This is a genomic window from Streptomyces sp. NPDC019890, from assembly GCF_044903445.1.
Taxonomy (GTDB): Bacteria; Actinomycetota; Actinomycetes; order Streptomycetales; family Streptomycetaceae; genus Streptomyces.
The window spans coordinates 227,965-245,643 of the sequence record NZ_JBJDQK010000002.1; the positions used below are offsets into that span (position 1 = coordinate 227,965).

Sequence of the window (17,679 nt, forward strand, 5' to 3'; positions counted from 1 at the left end):
GGTCAAGCAAGCCATAGGGGCTGGCTCGCCGACTGGGACGACGCCCTCAGCACTTGGCCCAGCAGCCGCGATCCGACAAAACGTCCTGGAGATGCCCGCGCCCGATTGCGGCTATCGGGGCAGGGTTGGTCGGGCCTGTTCCGCAATCTCCAGCGCCAGAGCCCGTCCGCCCGGTGATCGTGCTCGAAGCCGGGGCCGAGGGGTCCCACCGGCCGGGGCCACGGCAGACGCTCGCCACCTATTCGGGCTAATTGAGCACGGAACGCTGTCGCGGTGTTCGAATGCGTGATATTTCCGGAACTCCCTTTGTGTGTCTGCCCGTTCGGTGATTGGCGGCGCGTCGTGGGCTTGTCGTGCGGAGCCTGTCTGTGGCCTTGCCCAGGGGTGGGGCAGCGGGGGAAGGTTTCGGCTCGGGCTTCGGGCCGAGAGGAGAGCGGGGGCGGGGATGGGGCGCAAGCATCTGGTGTACGTGCTGCCCGGTATTGGTGGCAGCGTGCTGGAGCGGCCGGCGGTGGGCAAGAAGTCCGCCGAGACAGTGTGGGATGCGGGGTTCGGCGACATTGCCGGTCTGCTGTTGCGACCGGGCCGGCTGGCGGTGGACGAGCCTTTGCGACCGGTCGGGCTGATCCGATCGAAGCGGTTACTGCCCGGGTGGACCGTTGTCCCGGGCTATGAGCGCCAGAGGGCGGCCCTTCAGGCCTTGCCCGGGGTGGTGATGGACACAGGGCATCCCGATCACCGCAACCCGAACGCGAACGTGGTCCTGTTCCCCTACGACTTCCGTCTCAGCGTTGCGGATGAGCCACACCCTGGATGCGCTAGCGACCAGCGAACTCATCGTCGAGAGCTACCGCCGCTATTTGCGCTCGCTGTTGCCTGTCCGTGAGCCCGCATTGACGTCGCCGCTCGCCGTGTGTGCCCCCCGGCCGGCGCAGGCACCGAGCACAAGACGAACGACTGCACCTCCAGCACACGTGTCCACGCACGCTGGTACCACGCCAAAGACTGCCGACCCGGGGACGGCGAGCCGCAGCACCTTGGCAGAGGCCGAACGGCGCCCCGCAGGCGTGCATGACGAGGCGAGGCTGATGCCGCCAGAGATGCAGGCCCCCTTGATCCAATCAGCCTCGTCCCAAGGGCGACAGCTACGACGTCGTCCACCTCAAATCGCATTCCGCCAATGGGCTCAGCGACCACGACCGGCAGGTCGGTCGGGTCCGCCTGCCTTGACCTGAAGGGCTGCGGTCTGGGATGCGGCCACTCCGTGGCGGATGCATCCCGAGAAGGGCCGCATCAATCCTTAGGGGCCCCATCCGCGTGCTCTTTTCGCGAATCGGCGGAATCCGAGCACTTGCAGGCCTCGTTCAGACTGAGCCTGACGTCGTTGGTGCCGGCCTCGCAGAGCCAGCCGTCGACGTTTGCCGCCGGAGTTGTTCGCCCCGCTGTAGCTCCGCGACCTGCACATGCCGCCGCGGGCCAGACGGACGCTGATGTCCGCCCAGCATGACCGCTTGAGGGGGCCTGCGTTCGCCGCGTCCTCGGATACGAGGGAGCCGCGGAGACCAGCTCTGAGAACTGGTAGCGGCAGGCGTCGGTGATCGGCAGAGGGCGGTTCACGCCGCCCGCCCTGCAGGACCAGCCTGACGGGCTGCCGCCGTCCTGGACCGACGTGGCTTCGGCGTGCCCCGAGACAGTGAAGGTGCGGCCGTAGCCGTTGAAGTTGATCGCGCTGAGGTAGGTGGACGTGGCGGAGGCGTCGGCTCTCGCCGGGACTATGGCCAGGCCGATGAGGGCGAACACGCTCACCAGCAGCGCGGCCAGCTGGCTGCGCAGGGATCGGGACATGACCTGCGTCTCTCGTGCGCATTGTGATGCCGATGCGCACCATCACGCTCGCAACCCCCACTGGACGGCGATTGGACAGGCATTGAACGGCTGGCGGCTGCAATGGCGGCTGTGCGGCACTGGGCCGGAATGGGCCTTCCGGATATGCCGCTGATGAGGGAAGGGTGAGGGAGGCGTGGAACAGCGAGGCGGGGGGCTCATGCGCATTCAGGTACTCGGGCCGGTCTGTGTCTGGCGGGACGGCACACGCCTCGACCTCGGCTCGCCGCAGCGCCGTGCAATTCTCGCCCTGCTGGCCGTGTCCCGTGGACAGCAGCTGCCGTTCTCCGGGCTCGCGGACGCCTTGTGGGGCGAGCGGCCCCCGGCGAGCGCGTCGAACGTCATCCAGACGCACATCAAGCACTTGCGCCGGCTGTTGGAGCCGGGGCGGCCGCCGCGCGCCCCCAGCGCGGTGCTGCCCCGGCTCGGCGACGGCTACGCGCTGCGCGTTCCGTACGACGTCATCGATCTGCTGCGCTTCCGGGCCCTGGTCGCCGCGGCGGAGACCGCACGGCGGGATGGCGGCCAGGAGCGGGCCGCGGCGCTGCTGGCCGACGCCCTCGGGCTGTGGCAGCAGCCGCCCCTCGCCGACCTGCCGTTCCTCGCCGCCAACCTGATGGTCGTCGCGCTGGCCGGGGAGCGTCGTGGCGTAGTGGCCCAGTACGGCGAAGCCATGATCGCGGCGGGAAAGAGTCCCAGCGTGCTCCCCGTCCTGGAGGAGGCCGCGGCCGCACAGCCACTGGACGAGGGCGCCCAGGCCCGGCTCATCCGGGCGTACGAGGCCGTCGGGCGACGCGACCAAGCGGTCGCCGTCTACCGGCGAAGCCGCCGCCTGCTGGGCGATGAACTCGGCGTCGACCCCGGCCCCGAGCTGTCCGAGGCCTATGTCTCCGTGCTGCGCCGCCGCACCAGGCCTGCTACTCCCGGCCACGGGCATGTCCCCGACCAGAACGCGACCACCGGCCCGGTTCCGGTGAGCGTCGCCGGCGCGCTCCCCGCGCAGTTGCCCGCGGATGTGCCCGACTTCTCCGGCCGGGACACGGAGCTGTCGGCCCTCGACCGGCTGCTGGCCGGAGCGGAGGGAAGCCTGACGGCGGTGGCCGTCTCGGTGGTCTCCGGCACGGCCGGGGTGGGGAAGACCGCGCTGGCCGTCCACTGGGCGCACCGGACGCGGCACCGGTTTCCCGACGGCCAGCTCTACATCAACCTGCGCGGCTACGATCCGGACCACCCCATACCGCCCGGTGACGCCCTCACCCGGTTCCTCAGCGTCCTCGGGGTTCTGGGTGACGTGATCCCGCTCGACGTCGACGACCGCGCTTGCCGCTACCGGACCGAGATCGCCGACCGGCGGATGCTGGTGGTCCTGGACAACGCCCTGTCCGAGGAGCAGGTCCGCCCGCTGCTTCCCGGCTCGCCGTCCTGCACCGTCGTGGTCACCAGCCGGGACAACCTGGCCGGCCTGGTAGCCCTGCACGGCGCCCGCCGCATCGGCCTGGGCCCGCTCCCGCTGCCCGACGCGGTCGCCCTGCTGCGGTCGCTCATCGGCGCGCGGGTCGAAACCGAGCCGGGGCCGGCCGCCGCCCTGGCCGAACAGTGTGAACGGCTTCCGCTGGCGCTCCGGGTCGCAGCCGAGCTCGCCGTCGCCCGCCCGTCGCTGCGACTGGCGGACCTGGTGACGGAGCTGGCCGACCGGTAGCGGCGACTGGATCTCCTGGACGCGGGCGGCGTCCGGCGCGCGGCGGTGGAGGCGGTGTTCCAGCAGGTGTCCAGTCGACGCGGCCGGACTGGTCGCTGACCCGGTCACCCAAGGGAGAGGCCGACATGCGACGAAGACTGCGAAGACTGCGTTCCCCGGCCCTGGTCGCCGCCCGTTGCTGCTCGCGCTCTCCGGCGCGGTCGCCTCGCCGGCCTCGGCCGCTGCCAACGCCCTGACGGTGGACGTGGAGTGCGACAACGGCGGCTATCGCGCCGCCTGCTCGGCATTCATCAGCGGGAGCACGCTGCCGGTGACCAGGCAGGCCGGTCGGTTGAGGGCGGCTGCGAGCAGGTGGCGGATCTCCGGGACGGTCAACTCGACCGGCTCGTGGCTTCGGGCGGGGTGGTGGGGCTGCGGCGACACCGCCGCGCAAACCGCAAGCGACGTCACCGTACGTTTGATTGTCCTCGCGTTACCCGGGTCGATTCGGGTGGTGTGTTCCCAATCTTCCGCCTCCGTCGAATGCCCGCAAGACGCCGATGTGAATATTTCAATCACCGTCCAGTGGATGTCCAGTCCTGCCAAATAGCTTGTGGTCGCCGGCTGATGGTTCAGCCAAGCGGACCATGCCGCAATGCCTTTATCACGCCACACGCTGACCGGGAGGGAAGAACCGATGAAAGCAGGGATCAAAAAGAGAATGGCTGCGGCGGTCGCGGTCGCATCCGCCATGGCGGCACTCGTTGTGGGAGCCCCGAGCAACAGCTGGGCCCAGGCCCAGGCCGACAGCCTGCGGGCGTTCGGGATCTCGAGTGACGGCACGTTAATGGCCACGTTCACCACCGACAGACCCCAGGTGCTCGACTGGGTCAGGGCCGTCACCGGGCTCAGTGACGACACCGCCTTGATCGGGATCGACTTCCGCGTGCAGAACGCCCTCATGTACGGCGTCGGCAACCAAGGCGGCATCTACACGATCAAGACCCCGCCAGTGACCACGTACGTGGTTGTCACCAAGGTCTCCCAGCTCAGTGTTCCGCTGTACGGCACGAACTTCGGGGTCGACTTCAACCCTGCGGCCGACCGGCTGCGGGTGATCAGCGACAACGGCCAGAACCTGCGTCACAACCTCGCCGACGGCACCACGACCGAGGACACCACACTGACTACTCCGCCGGCGACCGGGCCGACCAGGGGCGTCACCGCCGCTGCCTACACGAATAACGACTTGAACGCGGACACCGCGACCACGCTGTTCGACATCAACACGGCCACGGACCAAGCCGTCATCCAGTCACCGGCCAACAGCGGCACGCTGGCCCCGACCGGCGCGCTCGGCGTGGACGCGGGCCGCAATGCGGGCTTTGACATCTTCAGCGACCTGACCAGCGGCAAGACGACCTCGGTGTCGGCTTTCGCCACTCTCACTTCGGCGAGTGGCTCGGCAACGCTCTACAGCGTCAACCTGTTCACCGGGGCCACGGCCAGCGTGGGGCAGTTCCCACTGCCCATAACCGACATAGCCATCGCACTCGACACGAACTGACACACTTCCGGTCCACCGACCGGTAATGGTAAACCCGCTCCCCAACCCACACCCCCCGGGGCGGGTTCACCACCCTTGGGGCACCACCGGTCCCAGCGAACAACCCGACGCTTCGGGAGCCAGTCAGACGATTCCAGCGCGCACTGCGCCCCTCCCACATCTATACGCAAGAAAGCGGCCGACGGGCTCGCCCAGCCCACGTGGGCATAAGAGTTGCGTTACACGGGCGCCGGCCCGTTCCCGCCCCCTCGCGAACTGAGCCCCCATCGCTGCTTGTATCCCCGCCGGACCGTTTCCGGTTCGAACCGTTGCCCAGGACCGTCGCCGACCGAACCGTCGCGCACCAACGCCGAGGCGAGCAGCCCTGCGAAGGGGGTCTTGCCCGGTCTGGCAACCCCAACACGACCGGTGGCGCCCCGCCGAAACACCGGAGAGGGCAGCCAACCCCGACAACGCACTGGGTACCACGGGACGAGATCGCGGAACCGCTGCCGACACCCCGCGTCCCCTGTGCGTCCCCTCGATCTTGCATTCAAGACCGTCAGCGGCCGCCGGGTAAGCCAGCCACAGCCTTGATCGCTTACATCGCCGCAGGTCAGAGAAGTCGGCCACTCTTCGGGCCGCGCAGGCTGCACAAGGACTCAACGGCATGAGCAGCGGATTCTCTCCGTTGAGCCCTACTTCGCGTACCAACGCTCCGGGAAGAACGTTTCCGCAGGTCAGGGCACTACTGTGGTGGGGCGGGTGGGACTCGAACCCACGGCCGACGGATTATGAGTCCTTTGGTGATCGTGACGGCCTTCGCATTTCTAGTCTGATTCCTGGCGTTCTTGCCGGTCAGATGAGGTGTGCGCCGATGGTCTTGCTCGATGCTTGCAGATCTGTGCGGGTCCTTGTGTCCCCTCTATGTCCCCTGGCAGCTCCCTGGGAGCTGCCGTGAGGCACCGGGCTTACGTCGCCCCAGCTCGCCGAAGCGGATCGAACCTGCGCGCAGCGGGCGCTGACGTCGAGCAGGCGCGCGAGGAACTCGATGCTGTTGCTCGGGGTTTGGGCAACATGTCGCGGGCGGCCAGGCCTCCCTGGTGCCGGCCACGATGAGTTTCCGCCAGGGCTATCGGATGGGGTGGCGACCGGAGCACCGGGACCATCGCACGGCGATGAAGGCCAGATCGGCCCCGAAGAGCACGATGCCGATGTTGAGGGCCCGACCGGCGCATGCCGATCGGGCCCTCACCGCTGTTTTTGTGGCGGCTCGCGCCTGCCCGTCGGTCAGACGACCGCGGGGGCGCCGAGCATCGCGGAAGCCTGTTGGAACGGGTTGAGGACGCGCGTGGGCGCGGCGGCCTGGGGAAGGCCGCGGCAGGTGAAGCCGAGCTGGGTCATGGCCCGGAGGACTTCGCCGGCGCTGAAATCGCGGCGGTCCTGGCGTGTGACGACCTGGCCGACCTGCTTGACGGGGTAGGTGCGGCGGCCGATGATCACGGACTCGCCGAAGACCTGCTCGGGCTTGATGCCCTTCATCGATTCCAGGACGCCGCTCTTGGTGAGGTCGAACGGGAAGCGGGCGATGACACAGCGCATGATGCCTCACAAGGAGAAGAACGAAGGGGGATGGTTCTGCCGCGGTGAGGCGGTTCAGCCGGCAAGGGCGAGGACGCTCAGAGCACTGCCTTGTTCGTCGACGACAGGCGGGGCATCGAGGCGGCGGCAGCGCATCGCGTGCTCGGCCGCGGCCATCGTGGTCACGGGCGAGGTGAACGGCCGACGGTCGCCGAGGATGTCGCGCAGCTGGACCCGGTCCGTGTACGCGGAGCTGTCGCGGACTGCGGCGAGCTGGGCCTGGGTGACCAGTTGGGTGCACAGGCCGTCGTTGTCGCAGACGAGCAGGTGCCCGGTGCGGGCGCTGTCCATGACGGACAGGGCGACCTCGATGGTCATGTCGTCGCAGACCTGCGGTGCGCCTGTGTCCATGGCGTCGGCCGCCGTCCTGTGTAGGGGGGTGGCATTCGCCGAGCGGGGCTGCATCTGAACCAGCGTCAAAACGTGCCTCCTGCAGAGATGGGTCAGTTTCCTGATCACGAAGGTTCTAGGCCGCCGCATCGAAGGAGGACTGTCGCACGGTCACGCGCCGGGCAGCCGAAGCGGGGCTGCGTCGGCCGCGTGAGGCCGCGCTGCGCTTACGCCGTTCGGCCACCGGCGCGGTGATCGTCACGGGGATGCCGGAGGGGGTCTGGGCGCCGGTGATCTGGCTGAGTGCCTCTTCGCCGGAGCGGACCTGGGTGGTCTGGGGCACGATGCCGACGGCCGTCATGAGGCGGGTCATGTCGCGGCGCTGGTTGGGGGTGACCAGGGTGACGACGCTGCCGGACTCGCCGGCCCGCGCGGTACGGCCGCCGCGGTGGAGGTAGTCCTTGTGGTCGGTCGGCGGGTCGACGTTGACGACGAGGTCGAGGTTGTCGACGTGGATGCCGCGCGCCGCGACGTTCGTCGCGACGAGCACGGTGACGTGCCCGGTCTTGAACTGGGCCAGGGTCCGGGTGCGCAGCGGCTGCGACTTCCCGCCGTGCAGGGCGGCGGCCCGGACACCGCTGTTCAGCAGGTCCTGCGTCAGCCGGTCGACGGCGTGCTTGGTGTCCAGGAACATGATCACCCGGCCCTCGCGCGCCGCGATCTCCGTCGTCGTCCGGTGCTTGTCGGCGCCGTGGACGTGCAGCACGTGATGCTCCATCGTGGTGACCGCGCCTGCGGACGGGTCGACGGAGTGGACGACCGGATCGGTGAGGTAGCGGCGGACCAGCCGGTCGACGTTGCGGTCGAGGGTGGCGGAGAACAGCATCCGCTGGCCCTCGGGGCGGACCTGGTCCAAGAGCGAGGTGACCTGGGGCATGAAGCCCATGTCGGCCATCTGATCGGCCTCGTCCAGGACGGTGATCGCGACCTGGTTCAGTCGGCAGTCACCGCGGTCGATGAGGTCCTTGAGGCGGCCCGGCGTCGCGACGACGACCTCGGCGCCAACGCGCAGCGCATTGGCCTGCCTGCCGATCGACATTCCGCCGACGACGGTGGCCAGGCGCAGCTTGACCGAGCGGGCGTAGGGGGTGAGTGCGTCGGTCACCTGCTGCGCCAGCTCGCGGGTGGGAACAAGGATCAGGGCCAGCGGCTGGCGGGGCTCGGCGCGCTGTCCGGCGGTACGGGCCAGCAGGGCCAGGCCGAAGGCGAGGGTCTTGCCGGAACCGGTGCGCCCGCGTCCCAGGGCGTCGCGGCCCGCGAGGGTGTTGGGCAGCGTCGCGCCCTGGATCGGGAACGGGACGCTCACGCCCTGCGCGGTGAGCGCGGCCAGCAACTGCTCGGGCATGTCGAGGTCCGCAAACGCCTCGACCGCGGGCAGCGCGGGAGTGATCGTCTCCGGCAGGGCGAACTCGCCCTGGACCGCTGCGGGCCGCCGGCCGTGGCCGCCAGAGCGGCTCGGACCCCCTGAACGGCTCGGGGCGGGCGAGCCGAAGCGGCCGCCCCGCCCCAAACGGGCGCCGGAGCCGAAAGCGGGGCCGTCGGTGTGGCGGGGGCGGGAGGAGCGGTGGTTCGTACGTGTGGGGTTCATTGAGAACCTTCCTTGATACGGCACGTATCAAGGAATTCCCGCAGCGGAAGAGCAGCGCGGGGAATCACAAGAACGGGCCGAATAGAATGCGAATCTGGTTTGCAGTGAATCTGGTGCGGGGTGCAGGCAATGAAATGGGTGACGTCATGTGGACGTGAAATCCCGGACGTCGACGGGTGCAGCTCCGTAGAGGCGCGCATCCCTGAGGAAGGGGCGGTGTTGTCCCACAGGTGGCACCACTGCGGGAAATGCCCGCAGCTGGGGCCCGCACCCCGAAGGATGCGGGCCCCAGCTACAAAGTGCGCGTCAGCGTCAGGCGAGAACGATGTTCTCGGCCGTCGGGCCCTTCTGGCCCGGCGCGATGTCGAAGGTGACCTTCTGGCCTTCGAGCAGCTCACGGAAACCCTGGGCGGCGATGTTCGAGAAGTGGGCGAACACGTCAGGGCCGCCACCGTCCTGCTCGATGAAGCCGAAACCCTTGGCTGCGTTGAACCACTTCACGGTGCCTGACGCCATGTCATATCTCCTTTGGGGCAGTACGCCGGGACCCGCGATGCGCGGATACCGGGTCGTCGCGATGATGCCCCGTCCGGAAAATGACCGGCAATACGCAAACGCTTCCAGTGGCTGAAATACCGGCGAAGGCGCTTGAAGTTTTGGGAACCACAACTGCAACTGAGATCGACAGTAGCATGCGGTAGTGGCCCGCGTACGGTAAATAATTCCAATCTGTTAGTTGCGGTAAAAACACTCCCCGCGTGGCGCGTTAAACCCTAGCCTCGCGGTCATAGATATTGATCCACCCGGAGCACAGCGTTTCAAGAGCGGTCGCCCTTCACGGCTCGGAGGACACGACTATTTCGGTGGCACGATCCGTACCGTTCAGCCCTGCGCCGGCCTCATCGGCCCGTACGCCGGTCCCGACAAGATCAGGGCCGCGCAGCTGTTGCTGCGCGGCCCTGATCCCGTGCGCCCCCCAGATCCCGCCACCGTCGCCTGAAGGCCGGCGCCAGCTGTTCGGGTGAACCCGTCGGACAGCAGGGCCTGCCCCGGGGCAGGCCCTGCTGTCCGAACGCGGGCGGGAAGGATGTCAGGCTGGGTTGATGTTGTCGGCCTGGGGGCCTTTCGGGCCTTAAGTGACATCAAAAACGTCACGGCCTGGCCTTCCTGGAGCTCACGGAAGCACGACGAGTTGATCGCGGAGTCCGCGCCGCCGCCCTGGGCGATGAAGGCGAAGCCCTCTCGGCGTTGAACCATTCCACAGTTCCCGTAGCCGTGTCTCATGCCTTCCAGTCGATGAACGCCTCCCACGACATGCGGAAGGCGGAGGTGATCGCCCCTGTTTCCGGCGGCACAGCACAGCAGAATGCCCACGCCAAACGTGGGCGAAGGGGAACTTCCGAACCATGACAGCTGACCAGACGCTAAACCCCGCACACCCTGTCACCACAGGAAGCGACCCATGCGCCCACACCCCGCGTGTGCGGGACCCGCCGGTACCGGGCGGGCGCGCGCCACCTCAGACCGCGGGTGGTGAATTCACCGACTCGGCGGCACGGCGGTATTCGGCATTGATGCGCTGGGCTTCTTCGAGCTGGTCTTCGAGGATGACGATGCGGCAGGCAGCCTCGATGGGGGTGCCCTGGTCGACGAGCTCACGCGCGCGGGCCGCGATGCGCAGCTGGTAGCGGGAGTAGCGGCGGTGTCCGCCCGCGGAGCGGAGCGGGGTGATCAGGCGGGCTTCGCCGAGGGCGCGGAGGAAGCCCTGGGTGGTGCCGAGCATCTCGGCGGCCCGGCCCATGGTGTAGGCGGGGTAGTCGTCGTCATCGAGACGGCTGAACGAGTCGTCTGCTGTCATTGCACCTCTCTGTGGAACGCGTGGAGGGGCCCTGGTGCCATATGGCACCAGGGCCCCGAAGGAACTGCTACACCATCTGCCGGCCCTGGTACTGCGCCGGCCTTCTGTTTCCGCAGACCCGACCGAGATGCTGTCGGGGGCGCGGGGATCGCGGTTGCCTGACCGGAGACCACCTCACTATCGATGTCCTGCGGTACCCGGGCTCAAGATTCGCCCGGGCGATCCTGATGGCGCTCAACTCCTCCGTTCTTCCCTCTGAATGAGCTACTTACCAAACTGGAACTGCGGAACTGCGTACTGCTGCTGGTACTGCGAACTGCTCGTGGCCTCGAACAGCGCCACTCTTCGGCAGCCAGCCCCGTCGCCCGTCCTGCATCTGCTCTGGCTTAGAACCCCACTGCCGAACTTCCCGGTGCGCGCGTCCGCAGCCGACGCCTTCACCGAGGTGCTGCTCACTGACTTCACTGCTGAGTACTTCGAACTGCACTTACGGGTATTGCCACTGCGGTACTGCTCACGGCGGCCCCTGATCACTGCGGGCGCCCGGTCCGGTCGCCAGTCCCGTCGCCGTCCTGCAACAACCCTGGCTTCGGAACTCCACCACCGCACCGTCCTGCGAACTGCGTGCACTGCTGCCCGGCAGTTCGTTTCTGCCGGGCCTTGCTTGATCTCGGCTACGAGAGAAACCCTAACCACGCCATCCCCCAATGTCTACTCCGGCCGTCATAGATTTCTGTGCGCTGGTCAGATAGATAGTCGACCTCGACCACAGAAGAGGCACGCGGCTGCCCACTCCAGCCGGGGGCACCCGCTCCGAGCAGCGCCGTTACCCCGGCCTCGACTCCGCGAGCACCACAGTTTCCCCGCCTGACTGCGTGGATGATCCGCCAGGCACGCTCTACAGCCGGGGCTTCGTGCGGTTAACGCGCCGCAGCCGGCACAAAGCACCGGGCAGACAGGACCGGGCCGTGATCGAAGGGGATGAGGGTGTGCGTCCGGCTGTCCCAGGTGTACCAGGAGTGGAACGTCTCGCCCGGCAGACGTCCGTCGGCCCAGATGTGCGCGCAGATCATGAGGGCGCTCAGCACCGCGCCGTAGGTCGCTTCCCAGCCGTAACGCTGCATGATGCGCAGGTGCCGGCGCTGGGCGTCGACGACCTCCGGAAGCTGAGCGAGATCGACGGCCGGCTGGTCGAGGTCGGGCGGGCCGATCCAGGTGTTGTGCCGCAGACAGACGTAAGTGTGGTCCGGCAGGAGCGGGACCACCCGGCCACCGCGGTGACGGGCATCGCAGAGGTGGCAGCCGGCCTGCGGCGCGTGGCGGAAACATCGCCCAGCCCGGTGACGGGTTCGCGCAGTTCCGGCAAGGCTCCGGCTAGGGCGTGAACGCCGCGGCCGGTCAGCGCGGCGAGTCGTTCGGGGATGGGAACCCGGCGGGCGGACCAGGCGGTTCCGAACGGGTGACTGCGATCCAGAGGGCGTGGGTGTCCAGCCCATGGAGAGCGGCCAGGCGGCTGACGTAGGAGCGGCGATTTCGTGACGGGCGGGTGGAACTGCGCGTCAGCAACGGCCAGCCGGACCGTTTTCAGTTCGGGCTATTTTCGTTCGGGCTGCTTCAGGCCCAGCCCCCTCGTCTGCTCCCGCTTGAGTACCAATGCCGGAGGCGAGCAGCCCCGCGAAGGTGATCTTGCTCGACGGCATCTCAAGACGACCACGCAGCACCCGCCGGAACACCCCCAGAACGGGCACACGAGACGGTCGCGAGGCCACCACCGACACCCCGCGTCCCCTGTACGTCCCCTCGATCTTGAATTCCAGCCCGACAGAGGCAGTCCCTCCAGCCAGCAACGACCTTGATCGCCGACATCACCGCAGGTCAGAGATGTCCTCTACTACTCCGCGAGCAACAGGAGCTGCACTACGCTCCAAAGCCGTGAGCAGCGGATTCTCTCCGTTGGGGCCCGAGTTCGCGCCCCAACGCCCCAAGAGGGACGTTTCTGCAGGTCAGGGCACTGCTGTGGTGGGGCGGGTGGGACTCGAACCCACGGCCGACGGATTATGAGTCCTTTGGTGATCGTGACGGCCTTTGCATTTCTGCTCAGATCTGTGGCGTTTTCGCAGGTCAGCGTCCGTATTGCTTGTGCCTCTCAAGCATGCTTTGCAGGTCTGTGCAGATGCTTGTGTCCACACCGCGTCCAAACAGCGTCCCTTCAGCCGCGTGGTGGGTAGCCAATCCGCGGGTCGCCACAGGCAGTGGCGGGCGCACATGCACGCGGGCAGCGGAGTGCCTTACCGACGCATGAAAACTTCGCCCCGTCCGCGGGAGGACTGCGGATTATTCGTCTTCGGCTGTGAGGCAGACGGCTGACCCGGTTACGCGGGCGCAGTCGCCGCCTTCAGGTGCTCACTGTCTTATCGCCGTACTGGTTACAACGGATCCCCATGCTCCAATTCCGCCTTCCAAAAGGCAAGACTGCCTCCTGTAGCAACGGTGTCGGGGTGATTGGGGCCAAGCACACGCAACTGATCGGCGAGCAACTGCGCAAGAGCCGAAGCTGCGCCGGCAGGGTCGCCAGCCCGACCAGTCCACTGCGCGAGATGGTGGCGGGCCGAGAAAGTGTGTGGATGTTCAGGCCCCAACACGCGCAGCCGATCAGCAAGCAGTTCTGACTCGGCGACAACTGCACCTGCTGGATCCCCTGCCTCTGCTCGCCACCGTGCGAGATTATGACGAGTGGTCAGCGTGTCAGGGTGGTCCGGACCGAGGACGCGGAGCCGGTCATCCAGCAGTTCTGATGTCGCGACGACCGCACCTGCCGGATCCCCGTCTTTTCCCCGCCAGTAGGCAAGATTCGCACGGGTGGTCAGGGTGTCAGGGTGGTCCGGACCCAACACACGCAGCCGATCCACCAACAACTGTTCCAGGGCGCTGACTGCGCTGCGTGCGTCGCCGCTCTCTCCGCGCCAGGAGGCCAGATCGTGGCGAGTCGTGAGCGTGTCAGGGTGGTCGGGACCCAGCACACGCAGCTGATCGACCAGAAGTAGTTCGAAATCGGACACAGCCGTCTCGGGATCCCCGGCTTTCCCACGCCAACGTGCCAGATCGTGGCGGGTGCTCAGAGTCTGGGGGTGATCAGACCCCAACACTCTCAGCTGATCAGTCAGAAGGCGCTCGAAGTCGGCAGCGGCGCCTGCCGGATCTCCTGCTTCACCTCTCCAGATGGCCATATGGAGGCGTACGGCCCGAGTCTTGAGGTGGTCAGGTCCCAGCAGCCGGGAAGTGTCAGCAAGCAATTGTTCGCACGCTGTCACAGCATCGGCAGGATTGCCTGCTGCTCCAGTCCAATGGGCCACATTGAGTCGGGCGGTGATGGTCTGGCTGTGCTCAGGGCCAAGGACCCGCAATGAGTCCTTCAGCACCGCGCTGGAGGCCTCACCGGCCCCAACGGGGTCACCCGCCCGCCCCTGCAAGGCGGCCATGTCGCCGCGGGTGGCCAGAGTGTCTGGGTGGTCTGGGCCGAGCGTACGCAGCCGATCGGCCAGTAGTCCGACGAAGCCGGCCCTGGCGCTTGTCAGGTCCCCTGTCTCTCCCTGCCACGTGATCAGGTAGTGCCGGATTGTAAATGCGTCCGCGTGATCTTGGTCCAGGTGTTGACAGGCGGCGGCGTAGAGATCTTGGAAGTACGTCCGCGCCGCGCTCGCCAGGCCTGTGAGGCCCAGGCTCTCGCCGGCGCGAATGAGCACGGGGTGGCAGCCGGTACTCCACAGCACAGTACCTGCGTGAGAAATCAGGGCTTCAGCGTTGGCTCGCAGTGTCTGCGCGAGAGCTGGATCGCCCTCGGCCTTGGGCCAAGAGGCGGTGAGAGCGTCAGCACAGGCGACAACAACGCTGTCCTGCACGGAAGATGGCAGAGTCTCACGAGTGGTGCGCTGAATGAGGCCATGGACGCGGACTCGCGGATGGGCGCTGTCGGTCATGTGGTCGGCCAGGCTGAGCCTGTCCAGGCACCGCAGTGCCCTGGCCGCCTCCTCGGCGCCGACGAGTCCGGACTGTCCGTTCGAACCGACGGATCGGTGGTCGGTCAAGTAGCGCAGAACTGGAGGGCTGGTCAGCACAGCCACGGGGATCCCGTTGGCATCCAACACGCTCGCGAGGTGCAGCATGGGGCGAGCCAGGCCTGAAGGGCGTAGCCGATCCGCGTGTTCGACAGACAACGACCACGTGGCCTGCAGGGCCGCACGATGGTCGTCGGGCAGACCGCTGTCGTCCGGAACCAAATCGGCGAGAGCCCGGGTCCGATCAGCAAGCTGCGCACGGTATTCCGCACAGTCGAGACCGAGATCCACTAGGTAGGCCGCTGCCTGGGCGAGGGCGAGCGGCAGGTGACCCAAGTCGGCGGCGAGACCGGCAATCTGCACGGCGTCGTCCCGGCGACCAAACGCAGCCAGTTGGGCGATCAAGTAGCTCGCAGCCTCGGCGGGAGTGAATAGACCTACATCGATACGGACGCGACTTCGACCGCCGAGGGCTGCGTCACGCCGACGGGTGGTGATCAGCACCTGGCCACAAGGATTGGCGGGCGGCCAAAGGCCGCGGAGGTCACCGGGATCGGCCAGGTCATCGAGCACGATCAGCCATCGGCGATCGGTCGTCTCGGCCCATGCCAGAAAGGAGGAAGCAGCCTGCTCAGGATCGCTTGAGTCCGCTGCTGTCACACATGCCCCCAGCTGGCTGTAGGAGCTAACGATTGACTCTCGGCTCGACGCGGTGACCCATACCAGCAGATCCACCGCCCCTTCTTGCCAAATACGGCGGGCATAGTGCGCAGCTAGCTGGGTTTTACCGACACCGCCTGTCCCGGAGAGGACTTGGCACAATACGGCGGTCCCGCCACCAGCTACCGCCCGTTCCAGTGCCTCCACCGCGCCGCGGTGTTGGAAGCACTCGGCTTGTCGAGGAACCACGCCGGCCAGATGCGGCCACGACATCGGTGCTGGGGGTGCTGCGTAGTAGTGGAAGCGGTTGATGCTGTGAGCGGCAACGCTGTGATGGTGCGCACTGATCGAAAGGTTCGTGAAATTCGGGTGTACCGGGGCGAGTCCGGGAGGCGTCAGCTGTGGCCCGGGCCCCGCTACAGAGGGTTTCCGATCGTCACGTCCCCCATCACACCCGCAGCAGCAGACCCCCGGTCAGCACGAATGTCGACTGTCCCCTCTATGGCAAGCCCACCGTCACCGACCGACACGCCGGGCACAAGCTGGTGCGCATGCCGGACAGACTCACTGAGATGCTGGACCACTTCGACGCGACCCGCCGCACCGACATCCTCCAGAATGTCGTGAAAACGCGTCTGCCAAGCGGCCACCACCCTTGCACGGACCTGTTCAATCTCGTCTGGCTCGGCACTCTCCAACTCGGCGGCGGCGCGGTCGAGCCGTTCCAAGAGCACCCGGGCCTCAGTCCCTTCCGGACGGCCGAAGACTCGGGCCACACGTTGGCGAAAGCCCTGCCACGCGTCCGTGCCAGCAGCAGAAGCCACGGCAGCCCCGGCCGCTGACGCCAACGCAACCAACGTCTGATCCAGCATGTTTCCCCCTCGAAGCACACCGCACCGCAACAGACTCAGCACCGAGCGTACCGATGCGCTGGGCGTCAGCCCAGACAACCGGCCCTGCAGACATGCTTCACAGATGCTGAGGCTGCGGTGGACGATCGCCTAATTCCCCCGGTCCTCGCATGGCGTGAGGCCCGTGCCTGCTTCCTGAAGCGGATCTCGCTGAAGCTCAGGCGCCGAGCCATCGGACTTGGCGCCGGACAAACGTCAGGCGCGGGCCTCTGATGCTTGCCGGATGTCGGCACTCGTGAGCCCTCCAGGCACGAAGGCCGCCGCAGCAATACGGAGTTCGGGCGGCAGAACCGACCACAGCTCGTCCAGCAGGTCGGTGCGATTGCCGGCGGTTGTCCGGACCTCCATGAACGGGGTGCCGGTGGCGATCTCTTGCCCGTTCGAGTGATAGGTCGTCATGAGCACTCCCTCACCAGGAGCCAGGTCGCTGACGTGCAGGGTGAGCCGATTGGTGGTTGTGCGGTTTCCGGCGCTGTGCCGGGCGGCGCCGAACCAGGCCCGACCGCCCTCGTGGTTGCCCGCGATCACCGTCAGGCGGGGAGTGAAGATCGGCGGGTCTGGTTCGTAGTCCAGCTCGTCCAGGGCCAGGATCGGAGCCTGCCCCGAAGTGAGACGGTCGGCGACAGTGGCGACCTGTTCCCCGTTGCCGAAGACCATCCAGTCCCCGCTCTGACGGGCAGCGATGTAGTGCCGGAGATGGTCGTGCTCGCGCGCATCCGAAGCGGCGACGATCAGGTCGCCACCGACGGTCCGGCGCAGGGTGCGGGCCTGGGAAGCGGGACTCCGCCCGGTGAGGAAGTAGGCACGAGCAGGGTGCCGTCGCCGGTTCTGCACCACAGCACGCCGCGACCTGGGTAGTGATTGTCCCTCAGCGCATCGTTCAGCCAGCACTGGAGCGGCGCCTCATCGCAGGTCACACACGGCCCGCCCACCGCGGACATGTCACGCGCCGAAGTCCTGAGCAGCGGATCTTCTCCGCTGAGGCAAAGTTTCAGGCCCCGACCCAAGAAGTAACGTTTCCGCAGGTCAGGGCCCTAGATGGTGGGGCGGGTGGGACTCGAACCCACGGCCGACGGATTATGAGTCCTTTGGGGATCTTGGCGGCCCTTGCCGGTCCTTGCTCATCCTTGGCGTTTTCACAGGTCAGAGCGCGTACACCGTGTCGATGCTCCTCGGGTTTTGTCAGGATGTTCCTGTCCTTGTGTCCCGAACGCGTCCCGAACGGCCCAGGATGGACGGGCTTGACCACCACGGAACCGCGTCGGGCCAGCTCGGGAAAGGGTCACGAACACAACCGCAGCGGATTCCCCTTCCAACGCGCAGAGGCGCACCGGCACTCAGAGGGCGGAGCCTCTGCGGCCGCTCCTGTAGGCAGGCGAAGCCGCGGTCACGATCACTGGTGTGTGGTGGTGGATCAGCTCCACGCGGGCGGTGACGCGTTACCTCGTCGAGCAGCTCGGCGGGAAGG

General features: G+C 67.3%; 13 protein-coding genes and 1 pseudogene. 3 read left to right on the forward strand and 11 right to left on the reverse strand.

Features of this window, described 5'->3' with window-relative positions; translation table 11 throughout:
• The first annotated feature begins 445 nt into the window (after positions 1–445).
• The gene (locus ACI2LP_RS05480; RefSeq protein WP_404723250.1) at positions 446–886 is read left to right on the forward strand and encodes a hypothetical protein; all 441 of its coding nucleotides are present in this window, start codon (positions 446–448) and stop codon (positions 884–886) included.
• Positions 887–2,044: 1,158 nt separating this feature from the next.
• Positions 2,045–3,583, forward strand: coding sequence for a BTAD domain-containing putative transcriptional regulator (locus tag ACI2LP_RS05485; protein ID WP_404723251.1), 1,539 nt, complete (start codon positions 2,045–2,047; stop codon positions 3,581–3,583).
• Positions 3,584–3,847: 264 nt separating this feature from the next.
• On the opposite strand, the gene ACI2LP_RS05490 is transcribed toward ACI2LP_RS05485, so the two are convergent.
• Positions 3,848–4,315, reverse strand: coding sequence for a hypothetical protein (locus ACI2LP_RS05490; protein WP_404723252.1), 468 nt, complete (start codon positions 4,313–4,315; stop codon positions 3,848–3,850).
• On the opposite strand from ACI2LP_RS05490, the gene ACI2LP_RS05495 reads away from it, so the two are divergent.
• Positions 4,314–5,129, forward strand: coding sequence for a DUF4394 domain-containing protein (locus ACI2LP_RS05495; protein WP_404723253.1), 816 nt, complete (start codon positions 4,314–4,316; stop codon positions 5,127–5,129). The two genes, ACI2LP_RS05490 and ACI2LP_RS05495, sit on opposite strands and share 2 nt — an antisense overlap.
• Positions 5,130–6,398: 1,269 nt before the next feature.
• On the opposite strand, the gene ACI2LP_RS05500 is transcribed toward ACI2LP_RS05495, so the two are convergent.
• The 10 genes and pseudogenes from ACI2LP_RS05500 to ACI2LP_RS05545 form a co-directional block, all read right to left on the reverse strand.
• The gene (locus ACI2LP_RS05500) at positions 6,399–6,710 is read right to left on the reverse strand and encodes an SCO5918 family protein (RefSeq protein ID WP_404723254.1); all 312 of its coding nucleotides are present in this window, start codon (positions 6,708–6,710) and stop codon (positions 6,399–6,401) included.
• A gap of 54 nt (positions 6,711–6,764) precedes the next feature.
• The gene (locus tag ACI2LP_RS05505; protein WP_404723255.1) at positions 6,765–7,169 is read right to left on the reverse strand and encodes a CBS domain-containing protein; all 405 of its coding nucleotides are present in this window, start codon (positions 7,167–7,169) and stop codon (positions 6,765–6,767) included.
• 46 nt (positions 7,170–7,215) lie between these two features.
• Complete coding sequence (locus ACI2LP_RS05510; RefSeq protein ID WP_404723256.1) at positions 7,216–8,727, reverse strand: DEAD/DEAH box helicase; 1,512 nt, start codon at positions 8,725–8,727, stop codon at positions 7,216–7,218.
• 312 nt (positions 8,728–9,039) lie between these two features.
• Entirely contained in the window at positions 9,040–9,243 is a 204-nt protein-coding gene (locus ACI2LP_RS05515) for a cold-shock protein (RefSeq protein ID WP_266516097.1), read from the reverse strand.
• Between the two features lie 574 nt (positions 9,244–9,817).
• Positions 9,818–9,989: pseudogene (locus tag ACI2LP_RS05520) on the reverse strand (cold shock domain-containing protein).
• A 257-nt stretch (positions 9,990–10,246) separates the two neighbouring features.
• Positions 10,247–10,585, reverse strand: a complete 339-nt coding sequence (locus ACI2LP_RS05525; RefSeq protein ID WP_327323454.1) for a MerR family transcriptional regulator — start codon at positions 10,583–10,585, stop codon at positions 10,247–10,249.
• 920 nt (positions 10,586–11,505) lie between these two features.
• A complete protein-coding gene (locus ACI2LP_RS05530; RefSeq protein ID WP_404723257.1) occupies positions 11,506–11,850 on the reverse strand; it encodes a hypothetical protein in 345 nt (114 codons plus the stop codon).
• A gap of 1,161 nt (positions 11,851–13,011) precedes the next feature.
• Positions 13,012–15,573 (reverse strand): tetratricopeptide repeat protein, encoded by a 2,562-nt coding sequence (locus ACI2LP_RS05535; protein WP_404723258.1) that lies wholly within the window; start codon positions 15,571–15,573, stop codon positions 13,012–13,014.
• 143 nt (positions 15,574–15,716) lie between these two features.
• Complete coding sequence (locus tag ACI2LP_RS05540; RefSeq protein ID WP_404723259.1) at positions 15,717–16,172, reverse strand: hypothetical protein; 456 nt, start codon at positions 16,170–16,172, stop codon at positions 15,717–15,719.
• A gap of 234 nt (positions 16,173–16,406) precedes the next feature.
• On the reverse strand, positions 16,407–17,048 hold the full coding sequence (locus ACI2LP_RS05545) for an IMP cyclohydrolase (RefSeq protein WP_404723260.1): 642 nt from the start codon (positions 17,046–17,048) through the stop codon (positions 16,407–16,409).
• Positions 17,049–17,679 lie beyond the last annotated feature (631 nt).

Bases quoted from the DNA above. Each gene is read 5' to 3' on its own strand.
- ACI2LP_RS05480 (WP_404723250.1), top strand. From the start codon at position 446: ATGGGGCGCAAGCATCTGGTGTACGTGCTGCCCGGTATTGGTGGCAGC.
- ACI2LP_RS05485 (WP_404723251.1), top strand. From the start codon at position 2,045: ATGCGCATTCAGGTACTCGGGCCGGTCTGTGTCTGGCGGGACGGCACA.
- ACI2LP_RS05495 (WP_404723253.1), top strand. From the start codon at position 4,314: ATGGCGGCACTCGTTGTGGGAGCCCCGAGCAACAGCTGGGCCCAGGCC.
- ACI2LP_RS05490 (WP_404723252.1), bottom strand. From the start codon at position 4,315: ATGGCGGATGCGACCGCGACCGCCGCAGCCATTCTCTTTTTGATCCCT.
- ACI2LP_RS05500 (WP_404723254.1), bottom strand. From the start codon at position 6,710: ATGCGCTGTGTCATCGCCCGCTTCCCGTTCGACCTCACCAAGAGCGGC.
- ACI2LP_RS05510 (WP_404723256.1), bottom strand. From the start codon at position 8,727: ATGAACCCCACACGTACGAACCACCGCTCCTCCCGCCCCCGCCACACC.
- ACI2LP_RS05515 (WP_266516097.1), bottom strand. From the start codon at position 9,243: ATGGCGTCAGGCACCGTGAAGTGGTTCAACGCAGCCAAGGGTTTCGGC.
- ACI2LP_RS05525 (WP_327323454.1), bottom strand. From the start codon at position 10,585: ATGACAGCAGACGACTCGTTCAGCCGTCTCGATGACGACGACTACCCC.
- ACI2LP_RS05535 (WP_404723258.1), bottom strand. From the start codon at position 15,573: ATGTCGTGGCCGCATCTGGCCGGCGTGGTTCCTCGACAAGCCGAGTGC.
- ACI2LP_RS05540 (WP_404723259.1), bottom strand. From the start codon at position 16,172: ATGCTGGATCAGACGTTGGTTGCGTTGGCGTCAGCGGCCGGGGCTGCC.